14 protein-coding genes are annotated in these 21,310 nt (G+C 36.5%); 1 reads left to right on the top strand and 13 read right to left on the bottom strand.

The window, feature by feature from the left end; translation table 11 throughout:
• Nucleotides 1–361 precede the first annotated feature (361 nt).
• The 3 genes from MMU05_RS22790 to MMU05_RS22780 all read right to left on the bottom strand — a co-directional run bounded on the left by MMU05_RS22790 (nt 362) and on the right by MMU05_RS22780 (nt 1,881).
• Nucleotides 362–628: a hypothetical protein gene (locus MMU05_RS22790; protein ID WP_241143965.1), complete on the bottom strand. Its 267-nt coding sequence runs from the start codon at nt 626–628 to the stop codon at nt 362–364.
• A gap of 194 nt (nt 629–822) precedes the next feature.
• Nucleotides 823–1,014 carry a hypothetical protein gene (locus MMU05_RS22785; protein ID WP_241143964.1) on the bottom strand — a complete coding sequence of 64 codons (192 nt, stop codon included), beginning with the start codon at nt 1,012–1,014 and terminating at the stop codon, nt 823–825.
• Nucleotides 1,015–1,314: 300 nt separating this feature from the next.
• Nucleotides 1,315–1,881, bottom strand: a complete 567-nt coding sequence (locus MMU05_RS22780; protein ID WP_241143963.1) for a cyclic nucleotide-binding domain-containing protein — start codon at nt 1,879–1,881, stop codon at nt 1,315–1,317.
• A gap of 582 nt (nt 1,882–2,463) precedes the next feature.
• Here MMU05_RS22780 and MMU05_RS22775 point away from each other — a divergent pair.
• Nucleotides 2,464–3,048: a hypothetical protein gene (locus MMU05_RS22775; RefSeq protein ID WP_241143962.1), complete on the top strand. Its 585-nt coding sequence runs from the start codon at nt 2,464–2,466 to the stop codon at nt 3,046–3,048.
• Nucleotides 3,049–3,316: 268 nt separating this feature from the next.
• On the opposite strand, the gene MMU05_RS22770 is transcribed toward MMU05_RS22775, so the two are convergent.
• The 10 genes from MMU05_RS22770 to MMU05_RS22725 all read right to left on the bottom strand — a co-directional run bounded on the left by MMU05_RS22770 (nt 3,317) and on the right by MMU05_RS22725 (nt 20,354).
• On the bottom strand, nt 3,317–3,838 hold the full coding sequence (locus MMU05_RS22770) for a PIN domain-containing protein (RefSeq protein WP_241143961.1): 522 nt from the start codon (nt 3,836–3,838) through the stop codon (nt 3,317–3,319).
• A gap of 3 nt (nt 3,839–3,841) precedes the next feature.
• Nucleotides 3,842–4,189 (bottom strand): STAS-like domain-containing protein, encoded by a 348-nt coding sequence (locus MMU05_RS22765; protein ID WP_241143960.1) that lies wholly within the window; start codon nt 4,187–4,189, stop codon nt 3,842–3,844.
• 4 nt (nt 4,190–4,193) lie between these two features.
• Nucleotides 4,194–4,976, bottom strand: coding sequence for an ATP-binding protein (locus tag MMU05_RS22760; protein ID WP_241143959.1), 783 nt, complete (start codon nt 4,974–4,976; stop codon nt 4,194–4,196).
• 315 nt (nt 4,977–5,291) lie between these two features.
• Nucleotides 5,292–6,545 (bottom strand): protein phosphatase 1 regulatory subunit 42, encoded by a 1,254-nt coding sequence (locus tag MMU05_RS22755; protein WP_241143958.1) that lies wholly within the window; start codon nt 6,543–6,545, stop codon nt 5,292–5,294.
• Between the two features lie 263 nt (nt 6,546–6,808).
• Nucleotides 6,809–7,513, bottom strand: a complete 705-nt coding sequence (locus MMU05_RS22750) for a nuclease domain-containing protein (protein WP_241143957.1) — start codon at nt 7,511–7,513, stop codon at nt 6,809–6,811.
• A gap of 4 nt (nt 7,514–7,517) precedes the next feature.
• Nucleotides 7,518–8,342 carry a hypothetical protein gene (locus tag MMU05_RS22745; RefSeq protein ID WP_241143956.1) on the bottom strand — a complete coding sequence of 275 codons (825 nt, stop codon included), beginning with the start codon at nt 8,340–8,342 and terminating at the stop codon, nt 7,518–7,520.
• Nucleotides 8,343–8,347: 5 nt separating this feature from the next.
• Complete coding sequence (locus MMU05_RS22740; protein WP_241143955.1) at nt 8,348–10,609, bottom strand: Eco57I restriction-modification methylase domain-containing protein; 2,262 nt, start codon at nt 10,607–10,609, stop codon at nt 8,348–8,350.
• A 3-nt stretch (nt 10,610–10,612) separates the two neighbouring features.
• A complete protein-coding gene (locus tag MMU05_RS22735; RefSeq protein WP_241143954.1) occupies nt 10,613–12,262 on the bottom strand; it encodes a hypothetical protein in 1,650 nt (549 codons plus the stop codon).
• A gap of 14 nt (nt 12,263–12,276) precedes the next feature.
• Complete coding sequence (locus tag MMU05_RS22730; protein ID WP_241143953.1) at nt 12,277–15,159, bottom strand: helicase-related protein; 2,883 nt, start codon at nt 15,157–15,159, stop codon at nt 12,277–12,279.
• Between the two features lie 5 nt (nt 15,160–15,164).
• Complete coding sequence (locus MMU05_RS22725; protein ID WP_241143952.1) at nt 15,165–20,354, bottom strand: DEAD/DEAH box helicase; 5,190 nt, start codon at nt 20,352–20,354, stop codon at nt 15,165–15,167.
• Nucleotides 20,355–21,310: the final 956 nt, after the last annotated feature.

Genomic DNA, 21,310 nt, shown 5'->3' with positions numbered 1-21,310 from the left:
TCGCGTTATCGGGTTGGAGACCGTCATCCTGAACCGGAGCTTGCGGATCCCGACAGCTGTACGGGAGAAGGATCTCTCTTTTTTTTGTTGTAATTGTTCTAGTGGTTTTAATTGTTGTTGGGGAATCAAATCTTGGTTCTTGTGTCTTGGATCTTGTGTCTTATTTTGTTGTCTACTACGCCCTGTCGGGTTGGTTAAAAAACCCCGAAGGGGTGACATTTTTATAGAAAAATGTGAAATGAGTTGGGTTTGGTTTTGGCTAATTTGATGGGTGATTGGGAAGTTGCTTTCCGCCAAAACAGGCATGGAGAATTTAACCACAGATTTAAATGATTTTCACAGATGGAATAATATGAATTTTTTACCACATAGGGTCATAGAGAACATAGGGGTGGATAGGTTCCTCCACAGCGGACAGGTGTAAAATTGTTGTAATTGTTATAGTGGTTGTAATGGTTATCTGCTCAGCACCTGCCTGTTGTAAGTAGGTTGTCTGGTTGTTATATAACCCCGAAGGGGTGAAATGTTTATAGAAAAAATGTGAAATGAGTTTGGTTTGGTTTTGGCTAATTTGATGGGTGATTGGGAAGTTGCTTTCCGCCAAAACAGGCATGGAGAATTTAACCACAGATTTAAATGATTTTCACAGATTTTTTACCACATAGGGTCGTAGAGAACATAGGGGGAAATGTTGTAATTGTTTTAGTGGTTCCGCCACGGCGGACAGGTGTAGTGGTTGTCAGGTTCTGCTGCGCCTTCTTGGTACTTGGTACTTGATTCTTGGTACTGGTTTTTTGGCTCTTGTGTCTTTTTCTAAAATGTTTAAAGGAATGGTTCAACTTCCTCTAAGGGGATTCCGGAAAAGGTGCAGAACTCCTGGACGGTGATGAATTGGTGTGGCTGTTTCTTGTACACCTCCCTGATTTTGGTCAAGAGGTCCTGTCCATATCTTTCACTCTTGCCGGTGATGAGCTGGACATCTTTCGGGTAAATGACACATCGTTTTTTTAACATGGGGGTTTTTGGTTACTTGGACTTAGCTCAGTTTGGGTAATTGGTTAATGGTTATTTGGTTAGTGGTTATTTGGTTAATGGTTAGAGGTTAATGGTTACTTCGACTGCGCTCAGTACGGGTACTTCGACTTCGCTCAGTACGAGTATTTGGCTAATGGTTATTTGGTTAGTGGTTATTTGGTTAATGGTTATTCGGTTAATGGGTAAAAGGTTAGTGGAAATTTTTTAAAAGGCATGGGGGTATCGGGCCATATGGGGATGGAAAGGGAAATAGGAACTGAATGAAGAAAGGTGGGGTGGTTAGCTTTTTTCGCGGAGCCGGTGGAGGGTTCTTTCGGGAAGGTTGAGGATGCCGCAGATGTCTTTGATTTTGATCAGTGCAAAGTCGGGACAGATTTGGGGTAATCTCCTGTACCTTGCTTTGGGTGACAACCACAGTACGCTTGTCCATTCCAAATTCTGCACTACCACCTGATGGCTTAATCTCAAAATCAATTTGATGATGTTGGGCGGTGATTCCAAGATCGCTGCATCAAGTTCTTTGGGGATTTCGCAGACCAAACAGTCTGTGTAAGCCACTATGGAAAAGTCTGTCAGACGCTCATTTGCATAAGATTCGAAATCGCAGACCAAACAGGATTTGCTGTATATTCTTCTGCAAATCCTTGTTTCCAGTTGCTTCTCGAACATGGCCAAGGTACCTGAGATGAGGTATCTTCTATAGATTTCGACCTCATGGAATCCTTTTAAAATTTCATTTTTGCGGTAGCTTTTGACTTTAAAGTAGGGCAACAGTTCAATGTACTCTTCGATCGGAATGGGTACCTGCGAGATGATGGTCCCCTTCCCTATTTTATTTGATTCCATAAAGTTGTGTTAAAAAATTACTTTACCTCCCATTTGCTTTGGACCGTTGCAAGGATGAAACGCCCAAGATATTTACAGAAATCCTCCTTTCGGGTGCTCTGAAGGTGGTTTCTGTCCCTTTTTCCATTCTTACGGAGACGATACTCTTATCATGATAGTTAAGTTAATCAGATCTTTAGGATAACTGCAAATTTATTTACGAAAAATTAACACTTATACCTAAAAAACTGCCTACAGGCAGGAAAAATTGCCGCGTTTTGATGATTTAAGACTTTATTGGTGCGGTAGATCTAGTTGTATGCTGGGTTCTGTCGGGTTGAAAAGGTTCCACCACGGCGGACAGGTGTAATTGTTGTCTGCTTCGCCTTGTCGAGTTCTCAATGATGATGGGGAACCAAGTCTTGGATCTTGCGTCTTTTTTGAATCAAATCTTGGATCTTGTGTCTAATATCTTGAGTCTATTTTTGTCTTGGATCTTGCATCTTTTTTTGAAATACTGATTGTGGGACAATATATGTCGGAGGCCCTCAGAAAATATTTCTCTTAAATAGGAATTTCCTAATTTGATGAAAAATTGAGGATATGGTAATTTTTGAAATTGACAGCAAACAGGCCAAGAAGGTTTTTTTGGAAATAAAAAATCTGATGCGTGTCTCCAAAACATGGAAATTAACTTCTTCTATTGAAATCACTGTCCTGGATGGAAAGATCCAATTGGTAGGCCAAGGATTTGTCAAGGAAATGGATGCATCGACTACCGGTACCTGCAAGCTGGTGGTCAGGGCGCTTTATTGGTTTGACTTGGTAGACATGACCCAAGACAAAATCTTCAAAGTGGTGGTCACAGATGGAGAAGCGATGGTAAGGACGGTGACTGTTCCGGTGCAGACCACTTTTTTTAAAACAGACAGGATTCTCAGAAGTATCCCGCTGCCTGCCAATCCCGAATCCATTGATTATTGGAAACTGGAATACCAAGGGTACACGGTGGACGAACTTCAGTTTAACAATGTGATTACCAAAATCCCCAAGGCCAAGAAAGAATTCGAGGCCTGTATCCGAAAAGCCGCCCTGATTCTCCATCCTTTTAGAATCTCAAATAGTGAGTTGAGGGAAATTGTGCTTAATAGATTGAGAGAAAGAGAAAAAATTGATTTTGAAGTTTGAGTGAAGGAATTTTTCTGATGAGAAGGTAATTCTTACTCTCGTATTATGAACGAGTGTAAAAAATTGGAAAAATTACCCTCGTTTGTTACTCAAGTGTAATCTTTACCCTCGTTCCTAAAGGGGTTCCATAGGATTTGGAAAGGGAAAAATAAATGAAGAATGAAGAATTAAAAAATTATTGAATATAAGTAAGTGAACTTTTAATTACACCTAGGTGGAGAAAAGGTGTGGACTTATTCTTAAAAGGATTAGATACCAATTCAATTCTTTAATTCAATAAACTTGGATTACCTGTTAAAATATCAATATCTGAATTCTTAAAATCTTTATCATTTGTTAAAAGTATAAGATTGTTTTCTTTACATAACAGTGCAGTACCCTTATCAACAAAATCAAGTTCATTAACTGTCAAAAAATCCAAGATATCATTTTTAGAAAAAGACTTTCCAATTACAATAAATCTACTTAAAACATCATCTCTGAGGATTGTATGTATGTCATTTAATGCTTCCCGACCATCTGAACTATCTCGAAAATCTTTAAATTTTTGATCTGGATTAATTTTTTGATGCTCGATTCGCAATATGCGATTTATCACTTCTGAGACAACCAAAAAATCAACAAATAATTGGTTTCGTTGACGTAATAAAATCGAGAATGTCTTTGCATAATTTTTCTCCCAATGAAAAGAGCCAGTAGGCCAAAATAAGTATATTAATACATTAGCATCAAAAAATATCCCTTTATCCACTAAAGTGTTAGAATCTTGTAATCTAAATTTCTGACCCATAGATTAATGACCCAAGATCTCGTTAATACTCCTTTGCATGGCTTCCGGGTCTTTGTAATACAATTTCGCTGTATCAACTACCCTTTTGAGGGCAACTTTCCCTGAATTAGAGATATCTGAAACTTTTAATTGTTCTCTGATCTCTAGTTCAGAAAAATCCTTATATAACTGACCAACAGCGGTATTCAGAAAAGCTGTGGTTAGCATTTCTATATTCTGAAAAGAAAGGGTCACCTTCTTGCGATCTCCAAAAGCTTTTGATATTAATTCAAATACTTTTTGGCCGTCATCAGCCTCTACTCCGTAGACATCGCCAATCGTATTAACTACGTTTATTGTTATGTTTTCCATAATCTTAAAATATATCATCTAAATTCACTTCACTTTTTAGCGAATAATTATTTTTATCATCCGTGCCAAATTGCAAATTTACGATTGTTCCGGGAAATTCTCCTTGAAATTTATGGGTTACTTCTCTATTTTCATCAAGTTGATAAAATCCCTCGTTGCTGACAATCTGTAATTTACCCTTATTCTTTTGTATAAATTCTTTGAGTATTGCAAGACCTAAACCTCCCGAAATACCTTGTTTTGTTGTACTTCTGTCTTTAACGGCCCATTGGATAGCCTGTTCTGCACTAAGATCTGAGTTGAATCTGCTATTGATCCGGTTTTTAAAACCCACTCCTGTATCTACTATTGTAAACTCTATTTTGTTTTTATTTGGGTAGAATTGTCCGCAAGTGTATATAAATTTAGTCTCACTGTGAATCTGGGCATTTACAAAAATTTCGTAGATGGCCTCCACAATTTTTTCCTTCACTCCACTTGACATCTTTGGAAGGTCTGATTGGTGGCCTTCAATCAATTCATCAATGACATAATTTTTGAAGAACTTGCCATCGGTAATCTTTAGCTTTTGAAATTTGATAGTAGTATTGTTGGTATCTATTGCCCTTATACGGCCATAATATGTCAAAAAATCATTTTTAAGCAATATCTTTTCAATTTGAGGGCTAATATGATCAAAATGAACATCATTTAGGTCAGATTTGAACAAGTCTAAAATTGCTCCAAGTGCAGCACACATATTGGCTGAGAAAAAATAGGTCAGCTCAATATGAATATCTGAAAACATCTTCCCTTTATTGTCCTCATAAAGAGAGATTAAGCACTGATAGCTTTGGTAGGTGTTGTTTATCGAGTTTAGTCTTGTTATCAATTTTTCAAGATGTTTTTATAATCAAAGCTAAAATTCTTTACTCAATAAATTTTTATACTTATTACAGATTTCTGACTTATTAAGGAATTAACACTTTGATCTTTAAAAAAAAATTTACTATAGACCACCAAAAATATTTTGGGAAAAACCTATAAGTGAACTTCTTACAAACTATATTAATTCTTAATGCAGGAAATAAGCTCTTAATATTATGGAATTACGGATTATAATTTAATTATAATCCAGACCATAATTAGTAAAAAAATCTAATTCATCATCCCAATGTTGACGTCTTTTGATTTTCGGATTAAAAATTTCTACTTTTTCATCTACATATTCAATTATACACAAAGGGTATTTCTCTTTAAATTTCGTTGAGGATTCATTTGGTTTAGACCTTAAAGTTATCTTTTTCAAATTCATAAAATTATTATCAATTGCAAATACTAAGGGATAAAAAGAAGCATCGTTTAAATACTCAAGCTTTTCAAGATTGGATAAATAATTAATTGAATAATCTTTTGGGATTTCCAAAGAAAGAATTTGCAAAGAAGTCATGTATTGAATGAAACTATAATCTTTTACTTTACAATTACCTATATCTAATACCTCTAAATTTAAACTTGAAATGAAATTAAAGTCAACTTCTCTAAATAAGTTTAAGGTATTTAAGTTTAGCTTCCTTAAGCTGGAAATCCTACCTATGGATTCAAAAGAATTAATATAACAGTATGATGCATCTAAAAATGACAAATTATGAAGATTTGACAAACAGTCAATTTCTTCTAATTGTTGCCCTGCTATATTAACACTTTCTAAAAAAGGCAAATATTTACAAAAATTAATACTTTTTAAAGCAAGTAAATCATTTCGCTTTCCCCTAAAAAACATTCCATCTTCATTATAACACCGTTCTTCCACCCAAGAACTTAAATTTAAATTTTTTAAAGAAGTGATTTTATCAATTATTTCCTCAGTGAATATATTTTGATCCTTAGCATATTTTATATCAATATTGTTGCAAAGAAAAAGTTTACAAGTTTCACCTAAATTATTCCAATAATTTAATTTATCATTAATTGGATTAATATAGTTATTATATGTTTCTATAACACTTTTTAGTTTCTTCGATATTCCTATTTCAAAAATATTGATTGCTTTTGCATACTGCCCTATTTTTAAATAACTAATAGCGATGGCATTTATTATTTCGGAAGATTCCCAAAATTTATCACTCAAAAAGAAAGAAGAGTAGTTTTCAGTAGACAATACATATTCAAATTTTTTCAAATTATATTTACATAAAAACTGCTGTCCTATTAATTTATCAGTGTTGAGTTTAGCACCTTTAACATTATAAGCATTTTTGTATTGTTCAAAGGCATCATCAAAATTTTTATTTTCAAATAGTACATCTGCTTTTTCAACTATTTCCTTATAAATATCATCAGGATTCGGAGTAACAAACCAACTAAATAGACCCATATTATAATTTGTTTGATTAAGTTTAAACTAAAAATATTTCACCTTTTCCTAAAGCTATAGATTAAACCTGGATTCCAATACTTATATAAATATTATTTTTTTTACCAGAAATTTCACCAGTCTGCAAAGTGTCCAACTACCAAGGTTAGGGAAAAATAGCGTGTTTATCCTGATTTTTTCTGATTTCTATTTTGAAAAAGCATTATGATTATACATTCTTTGCCAAACCTTTTGTTGTATGTGTGACTGGTATATAGGCCTCATTAACCTACAGTGTTATATGTTGTTCCGATATCAAATCGTTCTACTTGCTTTATTTTGTTCAACTTACAATATTTCTCTTGGTCAACTAATGCTTTGCCATTTGTGAGCAAACAGTTTGCTAAAATGTCTTTAAATAAGCTAAATTCTAAAGTGGTGGTATGTGCATTTTGAGTTTGTAGAGCATTTACCCTTTGCATAAAACCATGTAATTGGTCAATTGGCAAGGCACTTGTATTTTTATACTTGAACTTTGCATCCATTATCAATTCAACCATTGATTCATCCGGATCGTCAGTTGAATCGTGTTTTTGAATAGAAATATCAGGGGCAAAGGTTGTTTTGGGTGCAAGACTTAATTTGATATTAGTACCATAACAAACTTGGAATTTGTTGTTTACATCTTTCTTATGTTCAATTGTGAAATATGCCCAACCATTCTTATTACCTGGATTTTGGGGAAATATTTTTTTATCCCTTCGTGTCTTTGAAACAAGTCTAATATTGTAATTTACTCTTAAATCATCTATTATTCTCATTAAACACCAAAATTCATACAAGTGATCAATCTTTTTCTTTGCATCAAGGTGTTCTTCAGTTGCTTCATCCTTCAAAATTTTATAATGCCCAAAAGCCTTGCCTGATGATTCCCACTTGGTAAGCTTTTCTGTTGCCGTTTTTAGATTTTTTAGTTCCTCCTTAGTCATATAATTATTTTAAAGTGATGGGTAAGGGAGAATTTTTAAAAAGCGATTTTGATTTAAAATTGTCTTCTAATTCTAACATTCTTATACCTCTTGCTTCATTATTGTATTGAAACAGTTCTCCTAAATACTGATTTATTAGATCTACTTGGGGCTTTAACATCTGCCTACTTTTTATGATTTGCCTTTCAATATCTTCAGCAAATCCAATTTGCTCAATTTCTTCATCTGAGACTATATTTTTGAGTAGCTCTACACTCTCCTTAAGATATTGTGCCGGTTTTATTACAGCAAAATCAAGATACTGCAATAGTAACTCGAGCGCTTTATCCATGTCAGACTTACCTGTTAATAATTCAGGCGATTCCAATGCTACATAGTTTATATATGCCTTTTGATGTTCAGAATGCATAGCATTCAGAATAGTGCCTAAGATGGTACGTTTCAAATAAATTTTGTCTTCAACTATCGCTTCGAATTCGGCATCAAAAAGCCTGCTGTATTTTCTACTGAAATGTTTTATTGGGTATGAATAATTGGTTATTCTTCTCAGGCTATAAATATAGTCCTCTAAGAGTTTCTCTTCTTTAAACAGTTTTACCAAAGCAAGACTGATTGTTATTTCTTTGTTTTCAGCTTCTTGGTTTTTGACTTCAATTTTTACTATGCTGAAATGAGAGATAAACTGCCATTCTGATCTTCTTTTCTCTAAAATCAATACATCTTCGCCTTCTTTGCCTGTAAAGTTTCTTTTCTGCTCAAAAGTAATAGTCGCTCTTTGCCCATCATTTTCAGTTTTAATATAATCGCCTGTTTTGAATATCCAATTCATAGAATCTAATTTTCCTGATTAAACAAATCCCCAAAATAACCAGCGTTGGTTTCTTTCACCACATTCGATTTCTTACTTCCTGTTTTCTTCTTATCCCACAAGCCCGCCTTCACTTCCTCCTCATGTATTTTATGATTCAGCTCTAACAACCGTTTCAACACCTCTTTCCTGGCATCGGGATGGATAGTAAACCGAACCCTGTCATTCTCAGGCAAATAATCCACTTCATAAAAATCATGTTTAAGTTTTATGTCATTCCATCCATAAGCATCCAACACCGCTTCATCCATTTGTACATGCATCTCACGGAGTTTGAGAATGCCTTGCATGGCTTCATAAAATGAAATGGTATTAGTCGCCCCGTATTTGTCGGGATTTGCAATTTTTTCTAAATGCTTTTGTAGCGATGCTACCTGTTTCTCTTTATCATTAATGCTTTGGGCAGTAATGGCATTGCTGTGAAACAGATTATAGGTTTTGGTAAGCCCCAATTGCATTGCCATCATAATTTGCTTGCGGTGTTCGTGATAGGCTTCGCCAATGGTTTCTAATTGCTGTTCTTGATATTGTGTTAGTTTTTTGGGAAAAGGATAAGTTGCCAAAGCTGAGCTTGGAGTATACCTCAACCCGAAACCCATCGTTGAGCTTTGAAGCCAAGCCCATTGTTCATGAAAAGTGTTGCTGATTAACGAAAAGGATTTAAACTCCTCAAATGCAATTGCTCCTCCGGCATGAGAAATAACAATATTTCCAGATTTAAAAGTAAATGATAAATACTTGGTTGTAAATGGAACAACAAGGTATTGTTTTAAAGGCTTAATAGCCTTGTACAAATTGATTGCCTTCTCTGCATAATGCCACCAATTGTCTCTGTATGTTGCTCTATTAACTTTGTCTCTTTCCGGCTTAACCCTTTCCCTTAAAATATTAGCACAATCGGGATATTCCTTTTCGCAATACTCAAGGGTCCAATCAGAAAAGTTAATGATGTTACGGCTTGGTGACTGAGACGGTGAGTTGTTTATATCATCAGCATTCAGAAAAGCATAAATAACTTTTTCATTTTTGGGGTTACTTTTTATTAGATTATTGGATTCTTCAAAGTCTAAAATAAAACCACTACCTAAAACATTGCTACCCATAAAGCCTAAGTTTTGAGATGATGATAATATTTGGGCTGAAAGAGTGTTTTCTGAATTTTCTAAGTAAGAATTGACTACATCAACTGGCTTGCTATTAAGCCAGATTGGAATATTCATTTTTGATTTACTGATAGCAAGCAGGGAAACTTCAACTGCTGCCAATCCCGGCCATCTTACCGATTTTATTGCAAAATTAATATACCCGTTATTATTTAAAATGTGCTCCAAACCACCAACCCTTGAATCCCCTTGACAAATTGTATTTGTGGAAATCAAAGATTGGAATCCCTTTACTTTTATTATGTCAAAAATCCTTCTAAAGAAATATGTCACAAAATCAAGCCCTCCATTTGAAGGTTCATAATTGGATTTGATAAAATTTAAGTAGCCATCACCGAAAGTGCTACTAATCTTTTTCCCTCCCAAAAATGGTGGATTACCCAATATAGTATCAAAACCTCCATCATCAAACACTTCGGGAAACTCAATAAACCAATGAAAGAACCTTTGTTCTAATGCTACTGCTGTTGCCTTCGCCACTTTTCTATCCTGCCAACCTTTATAACCGCTTAATATCAAACGGAAATCTGCATCAGTCATCAGGTAATCTTTATTGGCTTCAGTTTTAGGAATAAAGAATTGGGCACACTGCGTATCGGCCATCGCCTTCAAAAAAGTAAAGCCCTTGCCATCAATAAATTTTTTGTAGGCTTTTGACTTGCGTTCTATTTCATCCGGTGTGGTTTCGGGCAGTTGATTAAAGGTTTTGTATTCCGCCATTGCTTCCTGCACAGAGTTTTCGGTGCTTTTTTCAAACTCTGCTTTTAACTGTAAACTTTTGGCAATTCTTTCTTTTCGTTCTTTTACGTTTTTATCACGCCATGTTTTGGCAATGTTCTTATCATCTACTGCAAGGGTTTTAAAGGCTTCATCGGCTATGCCTTTTTCCAATTCGCTGCGATGTGCTAAGCCTACAATGGCATCGCCACATTTAATGTGGTGGTCTAAAAAGTTAAGCGGTTCGCCTGGGTTGTATGCTTCCAGCCATAAGGCAATTTTGCAAAGCTCAACTGCTAATGGATTTTTATCTACCCCATAGATGCAATTCCGCACCACATCTTTCATGGCTTATCGAATAGACAAAGGATTGGGTTGTTCTTCATCGGTTAGTACCCTTGCCACTGCCAATGCAATTCTACGAGCTGCACTCAACAATATATGGCCGCTGCCGCAGGCAACATCGCATACTTTTAATTTCAACAAAGCCTTTATCGTATTTTCCTTGTTTACTTTCTTTTGAGTATACAGCAGCAAAATATCTTCAATGAGATATTCTAAAGAATGTTTGATTAAAGGCTGCACCAATTCTTCGGGTGTGTAGTGAGATTGAAACTCTCTGCCACCTGCTTGCTTTTGCCAGTTCACCGAATAATTATCAGTGCCTTCTACTTTGTTGAACTCCAATTTTAATTCCAGCAAGCCTTCGTACACAGAGCCAAATTCTTCAACATCCAGTCCGCCATAATTAACGGCTATTAATACGCCATTGTCATTTTCAAAATAACTGAGTGACTTAATGATGTTTAATAGAACTGCATTGCTCAAATAACATTGGTGCAAATCGTATTGATTATTGCTGATGGCATGGTAGCCAAATAAATCGCCTTGCAGGCTCATAATTCCGAGCTTTTCACCAATTTCTTTTTTCTCGAATAATGAGAAGGTACTCACCAAACTTTGCCATAAATCGTAATGGCGGTTGGCTTCAGGTGGGAGCAATTTCTTAGCTAATTTCCTTAATCGTAATAAACTATAATAGTTGAAATAGATGTGATTGAAGCGTTTGGTTTCGGGTGTCTTACTATCGGCATAGACAAGATTACGTTCCTCGATTACAAACAAAAAAAGTAAGCGGTAAATTATACGTAACTGATGGCGGTAATATTCATCTGTATTGATATTTCCGGCAGCAACTGCCTCACGCAAAGCTGCATTATTTGGATGGTTGATAAAGCCATTGGCTAAGTTCTTAATTGCACCTTTTACCGCTTCGCCTAATTTATTGCGGATGGTACTGCCAGCTTCTAAACCTTCCTGATGGTATTTCTCCATGATGCTATCAGCCCCGGCATCCACCTTTTTGGGCATACGGCTGGCATGAAGCACACGGTAAAGAATAACGAAATCGGAATACAGATCCTCCTCCATCATTTTCTCCAGGTTAAACTCTACATAGCTTAACCGTGTAATGCGGCTGGCATCACGCAGTAAACGCAATTGGCGGCCATTTGTAACCATTCCATACAGGTGCTCACTGTAATTGAGGTACTCCTGCACCATAGCATGAGGCGATACACGGAGTTGTTTATTTTCCGGTCTTTTATCAAGGGATTCGTGGTAACCACCTACATACACAGGAAAATTATCTAAGCTGCTGTCCCTGTAACCAATAGGAAATGATTTGCCATTGAGTTCTTCACCTTTGCGGTCGAAAGTAAGGTTATACCCAAGATTGGTAAGCAGAGGAGAAATCCAAAAATTACGGGTTTCGGTGGTACCAGTTTCGCCTTCTTTTAATCGGGTTAGTTTACTTTTGTAAATGGTCCATTGTCCTTTAGCTTCTTGCCAGGCGTAGCTGATTTCATCTTTGAGTTTAGCATTTGTAAATTCATGGTGGAAGTCCTTACCCTGCTGAAAAGTTGCCTGCTCAGTGCGGATTTTACCGAGCAAGTCGGTGGAAAGAATGGAACCTTGTATGTCTATTGATGGGAAATTCATACTGATTGCTTTGCTTAGATTTTAGGATTAGGAATTAATACATATACCCCTAAAATATCAGGAGGCAAAACAGGAGTGACTGCTTCAAACCTTTTAGCACCTATGTACTTTGCAAAACGGGTATGTGCATTCACTAATTCATCAGAACGTTTCGCAACTACCTCAATAAAGTCAGGATGCAATTCTTCAAAATGCTGCAATTCCTTTTCAAAAATGATTTCCTGCCTTTGGGTGCTAATGTCTAATGCACTTGAAGTATGCAACAGTGTTTTGCATTGGTCAATATCCAGAGCATGAATACCATCAGCCGTTTGCTCGTAGCCCCAAAGAAACATTTCTTCGGAAACCATTTCATGCGTCTTGCTTACTTCACGAATAACATTGCGAACTCTGAATTGAATTAAAGTGGTTTGCGTATTAACCGCATTTGAGCGGAATACGGATGCCCTTGCTGCTTTATTCCCCTTTTTTTCTTTATCAAGAGAGTTGGCAATAATGCGGTGACATAGCTGCTCTACAAAACGATGGTTGCGGCCTATGTAACGGAAGCCATGCGGAGTAGGTGACTGGAATGAAATATGAATTTTGTCGCCCTGCCCCAATGCAGATGCCATCCAATCATCCATATTCAATTTCTTAAAAATATAGCCGCCTTGTATTTTATCAAAACTTGCACCCAATAGTTTTGCGGCTGCCAACACAAATGTTTCTAAGGTGGCCACATCGCCAATGGCTTCGTCTACTTCGTCTAAGTCTTTTTTTACATCATGCGGCATAATGCTTTCATGAGCAAAAATGGAACGAATTTTCTCGGCTTTTTCCCTGGCTGCTTCAATCTCGTTGGTAATTTCAACATCCAATTCATCTAACTCAGGGCTTGTTCCAAAATCTAATTTTAGTTGTTTAGAGAATTGATTCTGTGCCTTATCTGGATTTAATAAAACTTCTTTCAAAACCTTGTCCATAACCGAACGGTTATCATCAGCCAAGGCAATACTTACACCTGATGTGTTTTGAATGCGTTGTATTTTTTCAATGATGATTTTTAGTACCACCACATCCATCGGATTATCTTCACCAAATAGCACTTTAACATCAATTGTGTTTTGATGATTTCCGTTTTTATCAATCCATCCCGGTTGGCCGTAGCGGTCAACGCGGCCTTCTCTTTGTTCTAATCGGTTTGGATTCCAAGGTAAATCGTAATGAAGAATGGCATTGAATTTATCTTGAAGGTTAATACCCTCACTTAAACAATCGGTAGCCACTAAAACCCGTTTTGGGCTCTTAGCCATTTCATCAATCTTCTCTCTGCGCTCTTCATCACTCAGTTCGCTGGTGATTGCCCGAACATCAACATCTTTTGGTAAATATTCTTTTAGAATTTTAGCAACATATTGTGCGGTGGCAATAAAGCGGCAGAAAACAATAGGGCTTTGCCCTTTATTAATCCAAAGCTTGATTTGCTCTGCACCCAGCTTTACTTTTTGGTCTTTCTCTATTTTGGTTAATTCCGAAGCCCTTTGAGCAAGCCTATGTAAAATACTCCACTCACTCTCAGAAAGACCGGCACGGTCAATTATTTCAATTTGCTCTGAATCACTTTGCTCATCCCATTTTTCAACGATAGGGTTATCCCTAACTTCGTCAGCGGTAAATTCATCATTCTCAGCAATTTTTGATTTCCGCTTTTGTAACATTTCAAACCCCGCGGCAGGGCTACTCATTACACCTCTCAATAATGAAAGAGCAGCAAAGTATTTTATTCTTGCCTTGTTTTCAGTAACACCTTCAGTGCTTATTCCTCTTGCAAATTTTAATACATCCTGATAGAGTTTGTAATAATCTGAGGAGGCAGAGAGGGTGTAGGGCAATTCTTCTGTTGTTCGCTTTGGAAAGGGTGTTTCTTCATCCAACCATTTTTCAATGTTCTTTCTTTTCCGTTGTATAAATTGATCAGCTACCTTCTTTTTTTCAGATGTTTCTAAATCGGAAAAATTATAGGTTTCAAATGCTGGATTAACTAATCCTAACAGCGACTTAAATTCTCCATCCTTTCCGCTGTGTGGCGTTGCTGTGAGTAATAGCAAATGTTGTTGGTCATTTTTAGCAATCTTCTCCAACAGTTCATATCGCTGCTGACTTTGACCTGCTTTTTTAAAATCAAGATTTTTAGTACAAGTATGGGCTTCATCTACAATCACCAAACCGGGCACATCTTTTAAAAAGGCAGGCATCTTAGCAGAACCATTTTTTACATAGTCAATGGATACAACCTGGTACGGATAATAGTTAAATACATTCAGCGTATCATCTCCAACAATCTTTCTCTCCAACCCGGCGACTGTACTTGAACGAATGATTACAGCATCAATATCTAATTTATCTGCCAATTCCTTTTGCCACTGTTCGCATAAATGTGGAGGACATAAAACAGCGAAGGTTTTTATAGTGCCTCGTTCTAACAGTTCTCGTAAAATCAAGATGGCTTCGATTGTCTTCCCAACCCCCACATCATCTGCCACCAATAAACGGGTAACAGATTGTTTTAAAGCCATGATAAGCGGAACCAATTGATATGATCTTGGACGGAACGATAGCTTTCCCATGCAGCGAAACGGTCCACTTACCTGACGGAAAGAAAGCCTTGCGGCATCATATAAAAGTTTTGCTGTAAGAAAACTGTCTAAGTCCGATTTATCGGGCAATTCAAACTGGTCGTCTTCTATTTTATCAAAGGCTTGCAATACGGGTTCAAATACTGAAATCATTTCATCCTCAGAACCACCAAGCGGTTTGAGCAATACTATTTCATTGTCAGAAGATGGTTGTACGACACATCTTCTTCCTCTGAACTTTACCAGCTTACCCGGTTTTTTTAATTTACTGTCTATCATAGTGCTTAGCGTACTTTTCTAAAAATGTCTTGTCTCCTTGTAACAAATGATGTAACGGGTTCTGAAGTATCATCCCAAACCAAAACATCAAAACCTGCCAACTCGATTGTTTTCCTTTTCTTTTCATCATCAGCTTTATTGATTGCTTTCTTATGAACCCCACCATCGACGAACACCAAAGCCTTTTCTTTCTCATACACAAAATCGGGTTGCACGTAAAATTGCTCCATATTGTGATTGGTGAAATCAGGTAACCTGTAACCATTTTCAAACAGATAATCTAACAGCACTTTTTCGCCCGGGCTGCTTTGGTGTAATCCCTTTTTTAATTGCTCGTATTTATCTTCATAAGTGCCGCCCACTGTATCGTCAGGATTGGAAACAATTAATAATTCTAAGGCTGGAATGATGGAATGACGATCAATTTTGATATGATCCATTTGATTATAGTAGGACAATAAATCATCATAGCTTGCTTTAGGACGTGTAGGAAATAAGTCTTCCTTTGTAGCATAGTCATATCCACATATTTCATAGGCCTTTAAAAATATTCCACGAAGTTTTGCCGGGTTACGGGCAACGTCTTTTAAAACACCTATACTACCTTCTGCTGATTCAAACAACATGATGTTTTTAAATTCATCACTTCCCATTAATCGTGCATCTATTTCAACTGGTTCTATATTGTATAATTGTTCAATCGCCTTTTCCAAAGCATACTGCATTGTAACAACTCCTTCCTCCGTTAAACCCAGTGATTTTATTGGCTGCACATATAATACATCGGAGGTATCATAAGTGTACAACATTATGTTCTGAATTGGGTCTTCCGGATTAGGTTTCTCTAATTGTTTTTTTGTTTTGAAAAAGCCTGTCTTAGTCCCAATATCAAAACCATCATCACGGCCACGCTTCCATTTTTTGTTCAACAAAATCAGCTTTGCTGCCGGTGCGTAAAACAATTTCATCAATTCATCGCCATCAACTGTCAGTTTAATTTTTGTGGCATCAAGTAAACTATCTGCTGAGTTCAAATAAAGTTCTGTTACATAGCCTTCGGAGGTTCGTATTTCCTCCATACAAGAAATGCGTTCAGAGTTTTCAGACTGAGCTTCTTCTAATTCGAGAAGATTCTGATGTAACTCAATATTGCTTGCGGTGAATTGTACACCTGTAATCGGATCTTGATTTTTTCCTTTGCCCTCATCCTTGCCGAGGAAGGCATAGTTGGTTTCCTTAGAAATTTTGATTTCCTGAAGATCCAACGAAACATCATTTGGAGTAATACGGTTAACTTTATACTTACCACCATTGTGATAAATAAGATTGTTAGGCCCAAATTCCTTTAATCCTATGAAACGAGGTCTTGAAATAGACTCATTCCTATCCTTACCTCCTAAGAATACACGAATAGGTAATCGTGTGAAATTGTAGCCAGGCAGAAAGCCTTCAGAAGCCAAGTAACGGAAAGTGTAGAACTCCGATAAGGTTGAATTTTTGTTTTTATCCGATTGGTTTTCCAACAGGCTTTTTCTATCCTTTGCCCTCATGTAAGAAATGTTGGCAAGTTTTTTTAGCTCTGCATCTTTTATTACCGGGCTTATATGTGTTTCGTGAGCCTCGTTCATTTGCCGCAAAGCATCCAAATACATTTTACGCCAACGTAGCAAAGCATTTTCTAACTTATCAGGTACAGTTCTAATCTGCGTTTCTAACCATGCATCGTTAAACCACCGGATGTCTTTAAAATCAATACTGGCAACTACCCGTAAAACCAATCTCTTTATTTCTGTAAAACTGGAATCAATTACATCCTGATATTTTGCCTTTATGTCGCTTTTCAATTTGTATGTGCCGCCAGCAATATCAATAAGGTCAATCAATGAAGGTTTAAATTCTTCCGCATTTAAAAAAGATAGGACGGTTGCATTTATATGTGAACGGATCAGTTCTTCATTGGTGAGGTCAATTCTTGGAGCCTGAACAATACCGGCAACCATTTTTACAGGATTTGCAAAATAGTGCTTGTCGTGTGGTGAGACTTTTGAAGCATAAGTAAATACCAATGCTGATTGTCCACTTCGGCCGGCACGACCACTACGCTGTGCGTAGTTAGCCGGACTTGGCGGCACGTTTCGCATGTGAACAATATTTAAAGAAGAAATATCAATCCCTAATTCCATTGTAGGTGAACAATACAAGGCACTTAATTCAATTGCCTCATTGAACTTATCTTCTCTTTCAATTTTTTCCTCGTTTTTAATTTGCCCGGTATGCTCGGCAGCTATATAAGATTTTGGAAGTTTAGAAAAATCTTCTTGATACAAATGTTGGAAGTATAGATGCGGTTTAATTTTGATTTCTTCATCCAACGTAATGTAGGATGTCTTGTCAGTGGCAACATTTATTAAATCGCCCTTTTTCCAGCGAACTTTAGTGAGAATTAATTGATAAGCATCTTTGTCGCCCTTTTCTGCTTTAATATTTATCTTCTTCAAATAATGAGCCTCTGCAAGCGCATCCAAAACCTCAGTCATGAAAATATTGTAATCATTACTGCTTGGGGGTGCAATACCCTGTTTTCTAAACTCATGTTTTATGAATCGAGCTAAGCGACTGGATGGACCAATACTTTGGATGAATGTTTCTCTTGTGGCTTTATCAGCTCCCTGCACTGAAAGAAAGTTTGGGGCATCCAACTTTTCGCCTTTATCAAGCGACCAAAGTTTTTCTTTATTTAATTGCTGATTTAATTCACTTTCAATACGCAGCCTGTTTTCATACCGCAGCATGTCGTAATCAATTGCATACATATTTCTGAAGTAGTTTAATACTTGGAGAATAAATTCTTTCCTTTTTTCAACTGACCAGTCTTTTAATAAATCAATCGTATTCCAAAGTGTTTCATCGGCAACATCTTTATCTAAATTTTTGTATGTTATTTCTAAAAGTGCAGTTTGCTCAAGGTTGGGTAGAATGTACCGCCAGCCTCTTTTAAGATCCTGTATTATACGATATGAAATATAGTTTCTTAATGCTTCCAGATTATCTTCATTTGGCCTATTAGGGTTTGGAGCAGGGTTGGTTGCATAATCTTTCTCAGGAAGGTTTAATGCTTCCTGAACCTTGAATATTAAGTCAGAAATTTTTAATGGTTCATCACTCACTTTCAACACTTTTTCAATTGCAGAACGTAAATGAACAACTTGTATGAAATCGTTGAAATGTCCGGCTTGCAGGGAAGCGTCTTGCCTGTTATCGGTAAAGCTCATAAGCTTTTGCTCTTTCAATACCTTGCCATGTTTGTAAAGAGCCAACAAAGTTTGAAGTGTAATCAGGGTGGTTGATGTGGAACGACCTTCATTGCCTAAAGAAATGAGTTTCGATTTTTCACTGAGTTTAGGCTCCAAATAAATTAACCCACAAGTTGGGTCGTAAACTAAAGGTGCGGGCATAAACCAAGCCTTTTCGCTTCCATTGGGTGTATCTGAATATGAACCATCCTTTGAAACATAGATTTCTTTTGGAAGTAGAAAGTCTTTTGATGGATCAATTTTATCACCTACTTTATTCTTCCATGCAGAAGGTAGCAGTTCGATAAAATCATTTATATCCAACTGGTATCCCTTATCAAAAAGAATGTAGCCATCCTTGTAATCATCCTGAATGCGGCTTTTAACTTTCTTTACTTTGTTGCCATCATTGGCTTTTAAATCATCTTCATTCTTGGGATTTTGATTTTCATTGAAGTCCCTAAAGATTAATTTCGATTTGCTAAAATCCTTTCTTACACAAATAAAATCTACACCACTAACCCTACTGAAAACCGTTTGATAAACCGGTACTTCTGGCTCGGTTTCAGAAAGTTTTACAAATGGATTTGGTTCTAAGGTTATATACCTTTTATCAGCATCTTCGAGGGTTACATATACATAGCCAGTTTGTGAAATAAATTGATGCAATTTGAACGGAAGAATAGTGTCTTTTTTCTTTTCTCTTGCACTTTCAATATTTAAGGATTCAGCCCAAATTAAAATTTCAATAATTTTTTTCTCCGCCTCTGCTTCGCTGATTCCCGTTTCAAGTGAGAACTCTGCTGCAATTGTTTTTAAAGATTTAGGATCATTCCTTCTTTTATGCTCTCCTTCATTTCTAACAGCAATGGTTCTTTCAAGCCATATTGCTATGGGGTTTTCAAGTATTGCTTTTTTTGATAAGTCTTTTATTTCTGCTTTTAAAGCTGATACTAATGCCTCCTTTGATGGAATTACTTCATTTGTTGAATACGTTAATGATTCTACAATTACATTTTCCGGAAAGAAATCAGTATCAAAAAATCTTGTTGCAACTTTCGCAACTTCGTTTTTTTGCTCATCAATTGTGCCGGTAGCCATCGTTGCCGATGTTCCGATGCAAATGATATTTTTATTTTTAGCTGCTGATTTAATTCTTCTGTTTAATAAGGATACATCTGCACCTTGTCTGCCTTTGTAAACATGCAATTCGTCAAAAACCAAATATTCAATACTATCCAAAAATGATTTCCTTAAACCCTCATCTGCCTTACGCACCATTAAGAGTTCTAACATCATGTAATTGGTGAGTAGAATATCGGGAGGGTTTGCAATGACCTTATCTCTGTCATCTTGCTTTTCCTGTCCGGTATATTTTGCGAAGGTAAATGGCAAACTGCTTCCCGTTCGTTTTCTGTAGTTTTCTTCAAAGCCTAATAATGCTGCCTCCTGTGAATTAATTAAGGCATTTAAAGGATAAACAATAATTGCCTTAATACCTGGCTTATTTGGGTTTTTAAAAAGATGGTTGAAAATGGTTGAGATGTAAGTTAAACTCTTACCCGAACCAGTACCAGAGGTAACAATAAAGCCTTTACCTTCATTGCCTTTGACTATTGCTTCTGTTTGGTGTTTATATATTGACCATGAATTATTTTCACCATCATAGAAAATGTTATTAAACTCTTTTACCAATACACCTTTATTTACCAAATCTTCAACACTCCCACCAGATTCAAAGGAAGGGTTGAATTGGACTAATGGCTCGGGATATAAATTGCCGGAATCAAAATCCTTTCTAACAGTTGCAAGTATTTTTTCATCAGCAATATTGATAAAGCTGTCAATGTATAGCTTGTAATCACCAAGAATATCCTTATGTAAATCGAATATGTTTTTCATTTTTCCTCTTTTAATCATTTTCTATTCCTTTCAAGTGCACTAAAGCTTCCAATTTCTTGGTCCAATTGCTCAGAGACACAGTGTCCATCTCAAGAAAAGTAGCAACTTGTATAATCAGCTAGCCTTTTTAATGTATTGTTTTCGGGTTTGAAACAAATGGTTCTTTAGGTTTTGCGTATTGGTGGCTCATGTAAGGGGCAAAACTAAATGCTCCACTTGAGTCCGGCATTGATAACAGGGTCCAAGGTTCACGTTTTGTCTATAATATCGGAAAAGAAGGTTAAGCAATACGGCTACACAAAAGCAAATGTGCTGCAACCGGGTCGGCTGGTTAGATGAGTTCCAACTATTTTGATTTTGCTCAATCATTGGCTTGTCTTTGTACATTAAAATTATTTTCTTTTAGAACGGCAATTAATCAGGAATACGGGGATTTTCTGTCCACCTTCCAAAAACCTTTGATCCATAATAAAGACTTCAAGCTGCCGTTTGTATAGGATTTCTAGGTTCTTGTTCGAAATATCCTCTAAATCCTCGATATACTTGAAATATTTCCTACGCTCTAGGAAATGGCATGGAGATTATACTTAATTCTTCTTCGGTTTCTTATAAATGTAATTATAAAAATTAAAAGAAAAAATGTCGGCATTTTTATGAAAAAAAATTTCTTCCTCTTCAAAAGCCGGAGCGACGGTTCCTTGGAAATTTTTTTGAGTATCAGAATTGGGGAAGCACCTTGCTTGGGGTTATTCATTTTCAGTCCGCCGCGACGGACTGTGGGTTGAAGGGCTGTGTTAGGAATGCACTTATAAAAAAATATCCGGATCTTCAGTTTTTTAACGTCCGTAAGGCAAGGAAAATTTAATTGTGCAATAATTCAATCTGACTCTTCGGAATCCTCCACGTAACCAAATATAGTTTGTCAACTGGTGTCAAAGGTTTTTGTGAGTGGATTC

The organism is Cognataquiflexum rubidum, from assembly GCF_022538115.1.
GTDB classification, from domain to species: domain Bacteria; phylum Bacteroidota; class Bacteroidia; order Cytophagales; family Cyclobacteriaceae; genus Cognataquiflexum; species Cognataquiflexum rubidum.
The sequence above is the reverse complement of the archived record's forward strand: the minus strand, read 5'-3'. Positions and strand labels throughout refer to the sequence as shown.

Excerpts from the sequence above, each read along its gene's own strand:
- MMU05_RS22785 (WP_241143964.1), bottom strand. The coding sequence starts at position 1,014 with ATGTTAAAAAAACGATGTGTCATTTACCCGAAAGATGTCCAGCTCATC.
- MMU05_RS22780 (WP_241143963.1), bottom strand. The coding sequence starts at position 1,881 with ATGGAATCAAATAAAATAGGGAAGGGGACCATCATCTCGCAGGTACCC.
- MMU05_RS22775 (WP_241143962.1), top strand. The coding sequence starts at position 2,464 with ATGGTAATTTTTGAAATTGACAGCAAACAGGCCAAGAAGGTTTTTTTG.
- MMU05_RS22770 (WP_241143961.1), bottom strand. The coding sequence starts at position 3,838 with ATGGGTCAGAAATTTAGATTACAAGATTCTAACACTTTAGTGGATAAA.
- MMU05_RS22765 (WP_241143960.1), bottom strand. The coding sequence starts at position 4,189 with ATGGAAAACATAACAATAAACGTAGTTAATACGATTGGCGATGTCTAC.
- MMU05_RS22760 (WP_241143959.1), bottom strand. The coding sequence starts at position 4,976 with ATGTTTTCAGATATTCATATTGAGCTGACCTATTTTTTCTCAGCCAAT.
- MMU05_RS22755 (WP_241143958.1), bottom strand. The coding sequence starts at position 6,545 with ATGGGTCTATTTAGTTGGTTTGTTACTCCGAATCCTGATGATATTTAT.
- MMU05_RS22750 (WP_241143957.1), bottom strand. The coding sequence starts at position 7,513 with ATGACTAAGGAGGAACTAAAAAATCTAAAAACGGCAACAGAAAAGCTT.
- MMU05_RS22745 (WP_241143956.1), bottom strand. The coding sequence starts at position 8,342 with ATGAATTGGATATTCAAAACAGGCGATTATATTAAAACTGAAAATGAT.
- MMU05_RS22740 (WP_241143955.1), bottom strand. The coding sequence starts at position 10,609 with ATGAAAGATGTGGTGCGGAATTGCATCTATGGGGTAGATAAAAATCCA.
- MMU05_RS22735 (WP_241143954.1), bottom strand. The coding sequence starts at position 12,262 with ATGAATTTCCCATCAATAGACATACAAGGTTCCATTCTTTCCACCGAC.
- MMU05_RS22730 (WP_241143953.1), bottom strand. The coding sequence starts at position 15,159 with ATGATAGACAGTAAATTAAAAAAACCGGGTAAGCTGGTAAAGTTCAGA.
- MMU05_RS22725 (WP_241143952.1), bottom strand. The coding sequence starts at position 20,354 with ATGAAAAACATATTCGATTTACATAAGGATATTCTTGGTGATTACAAG.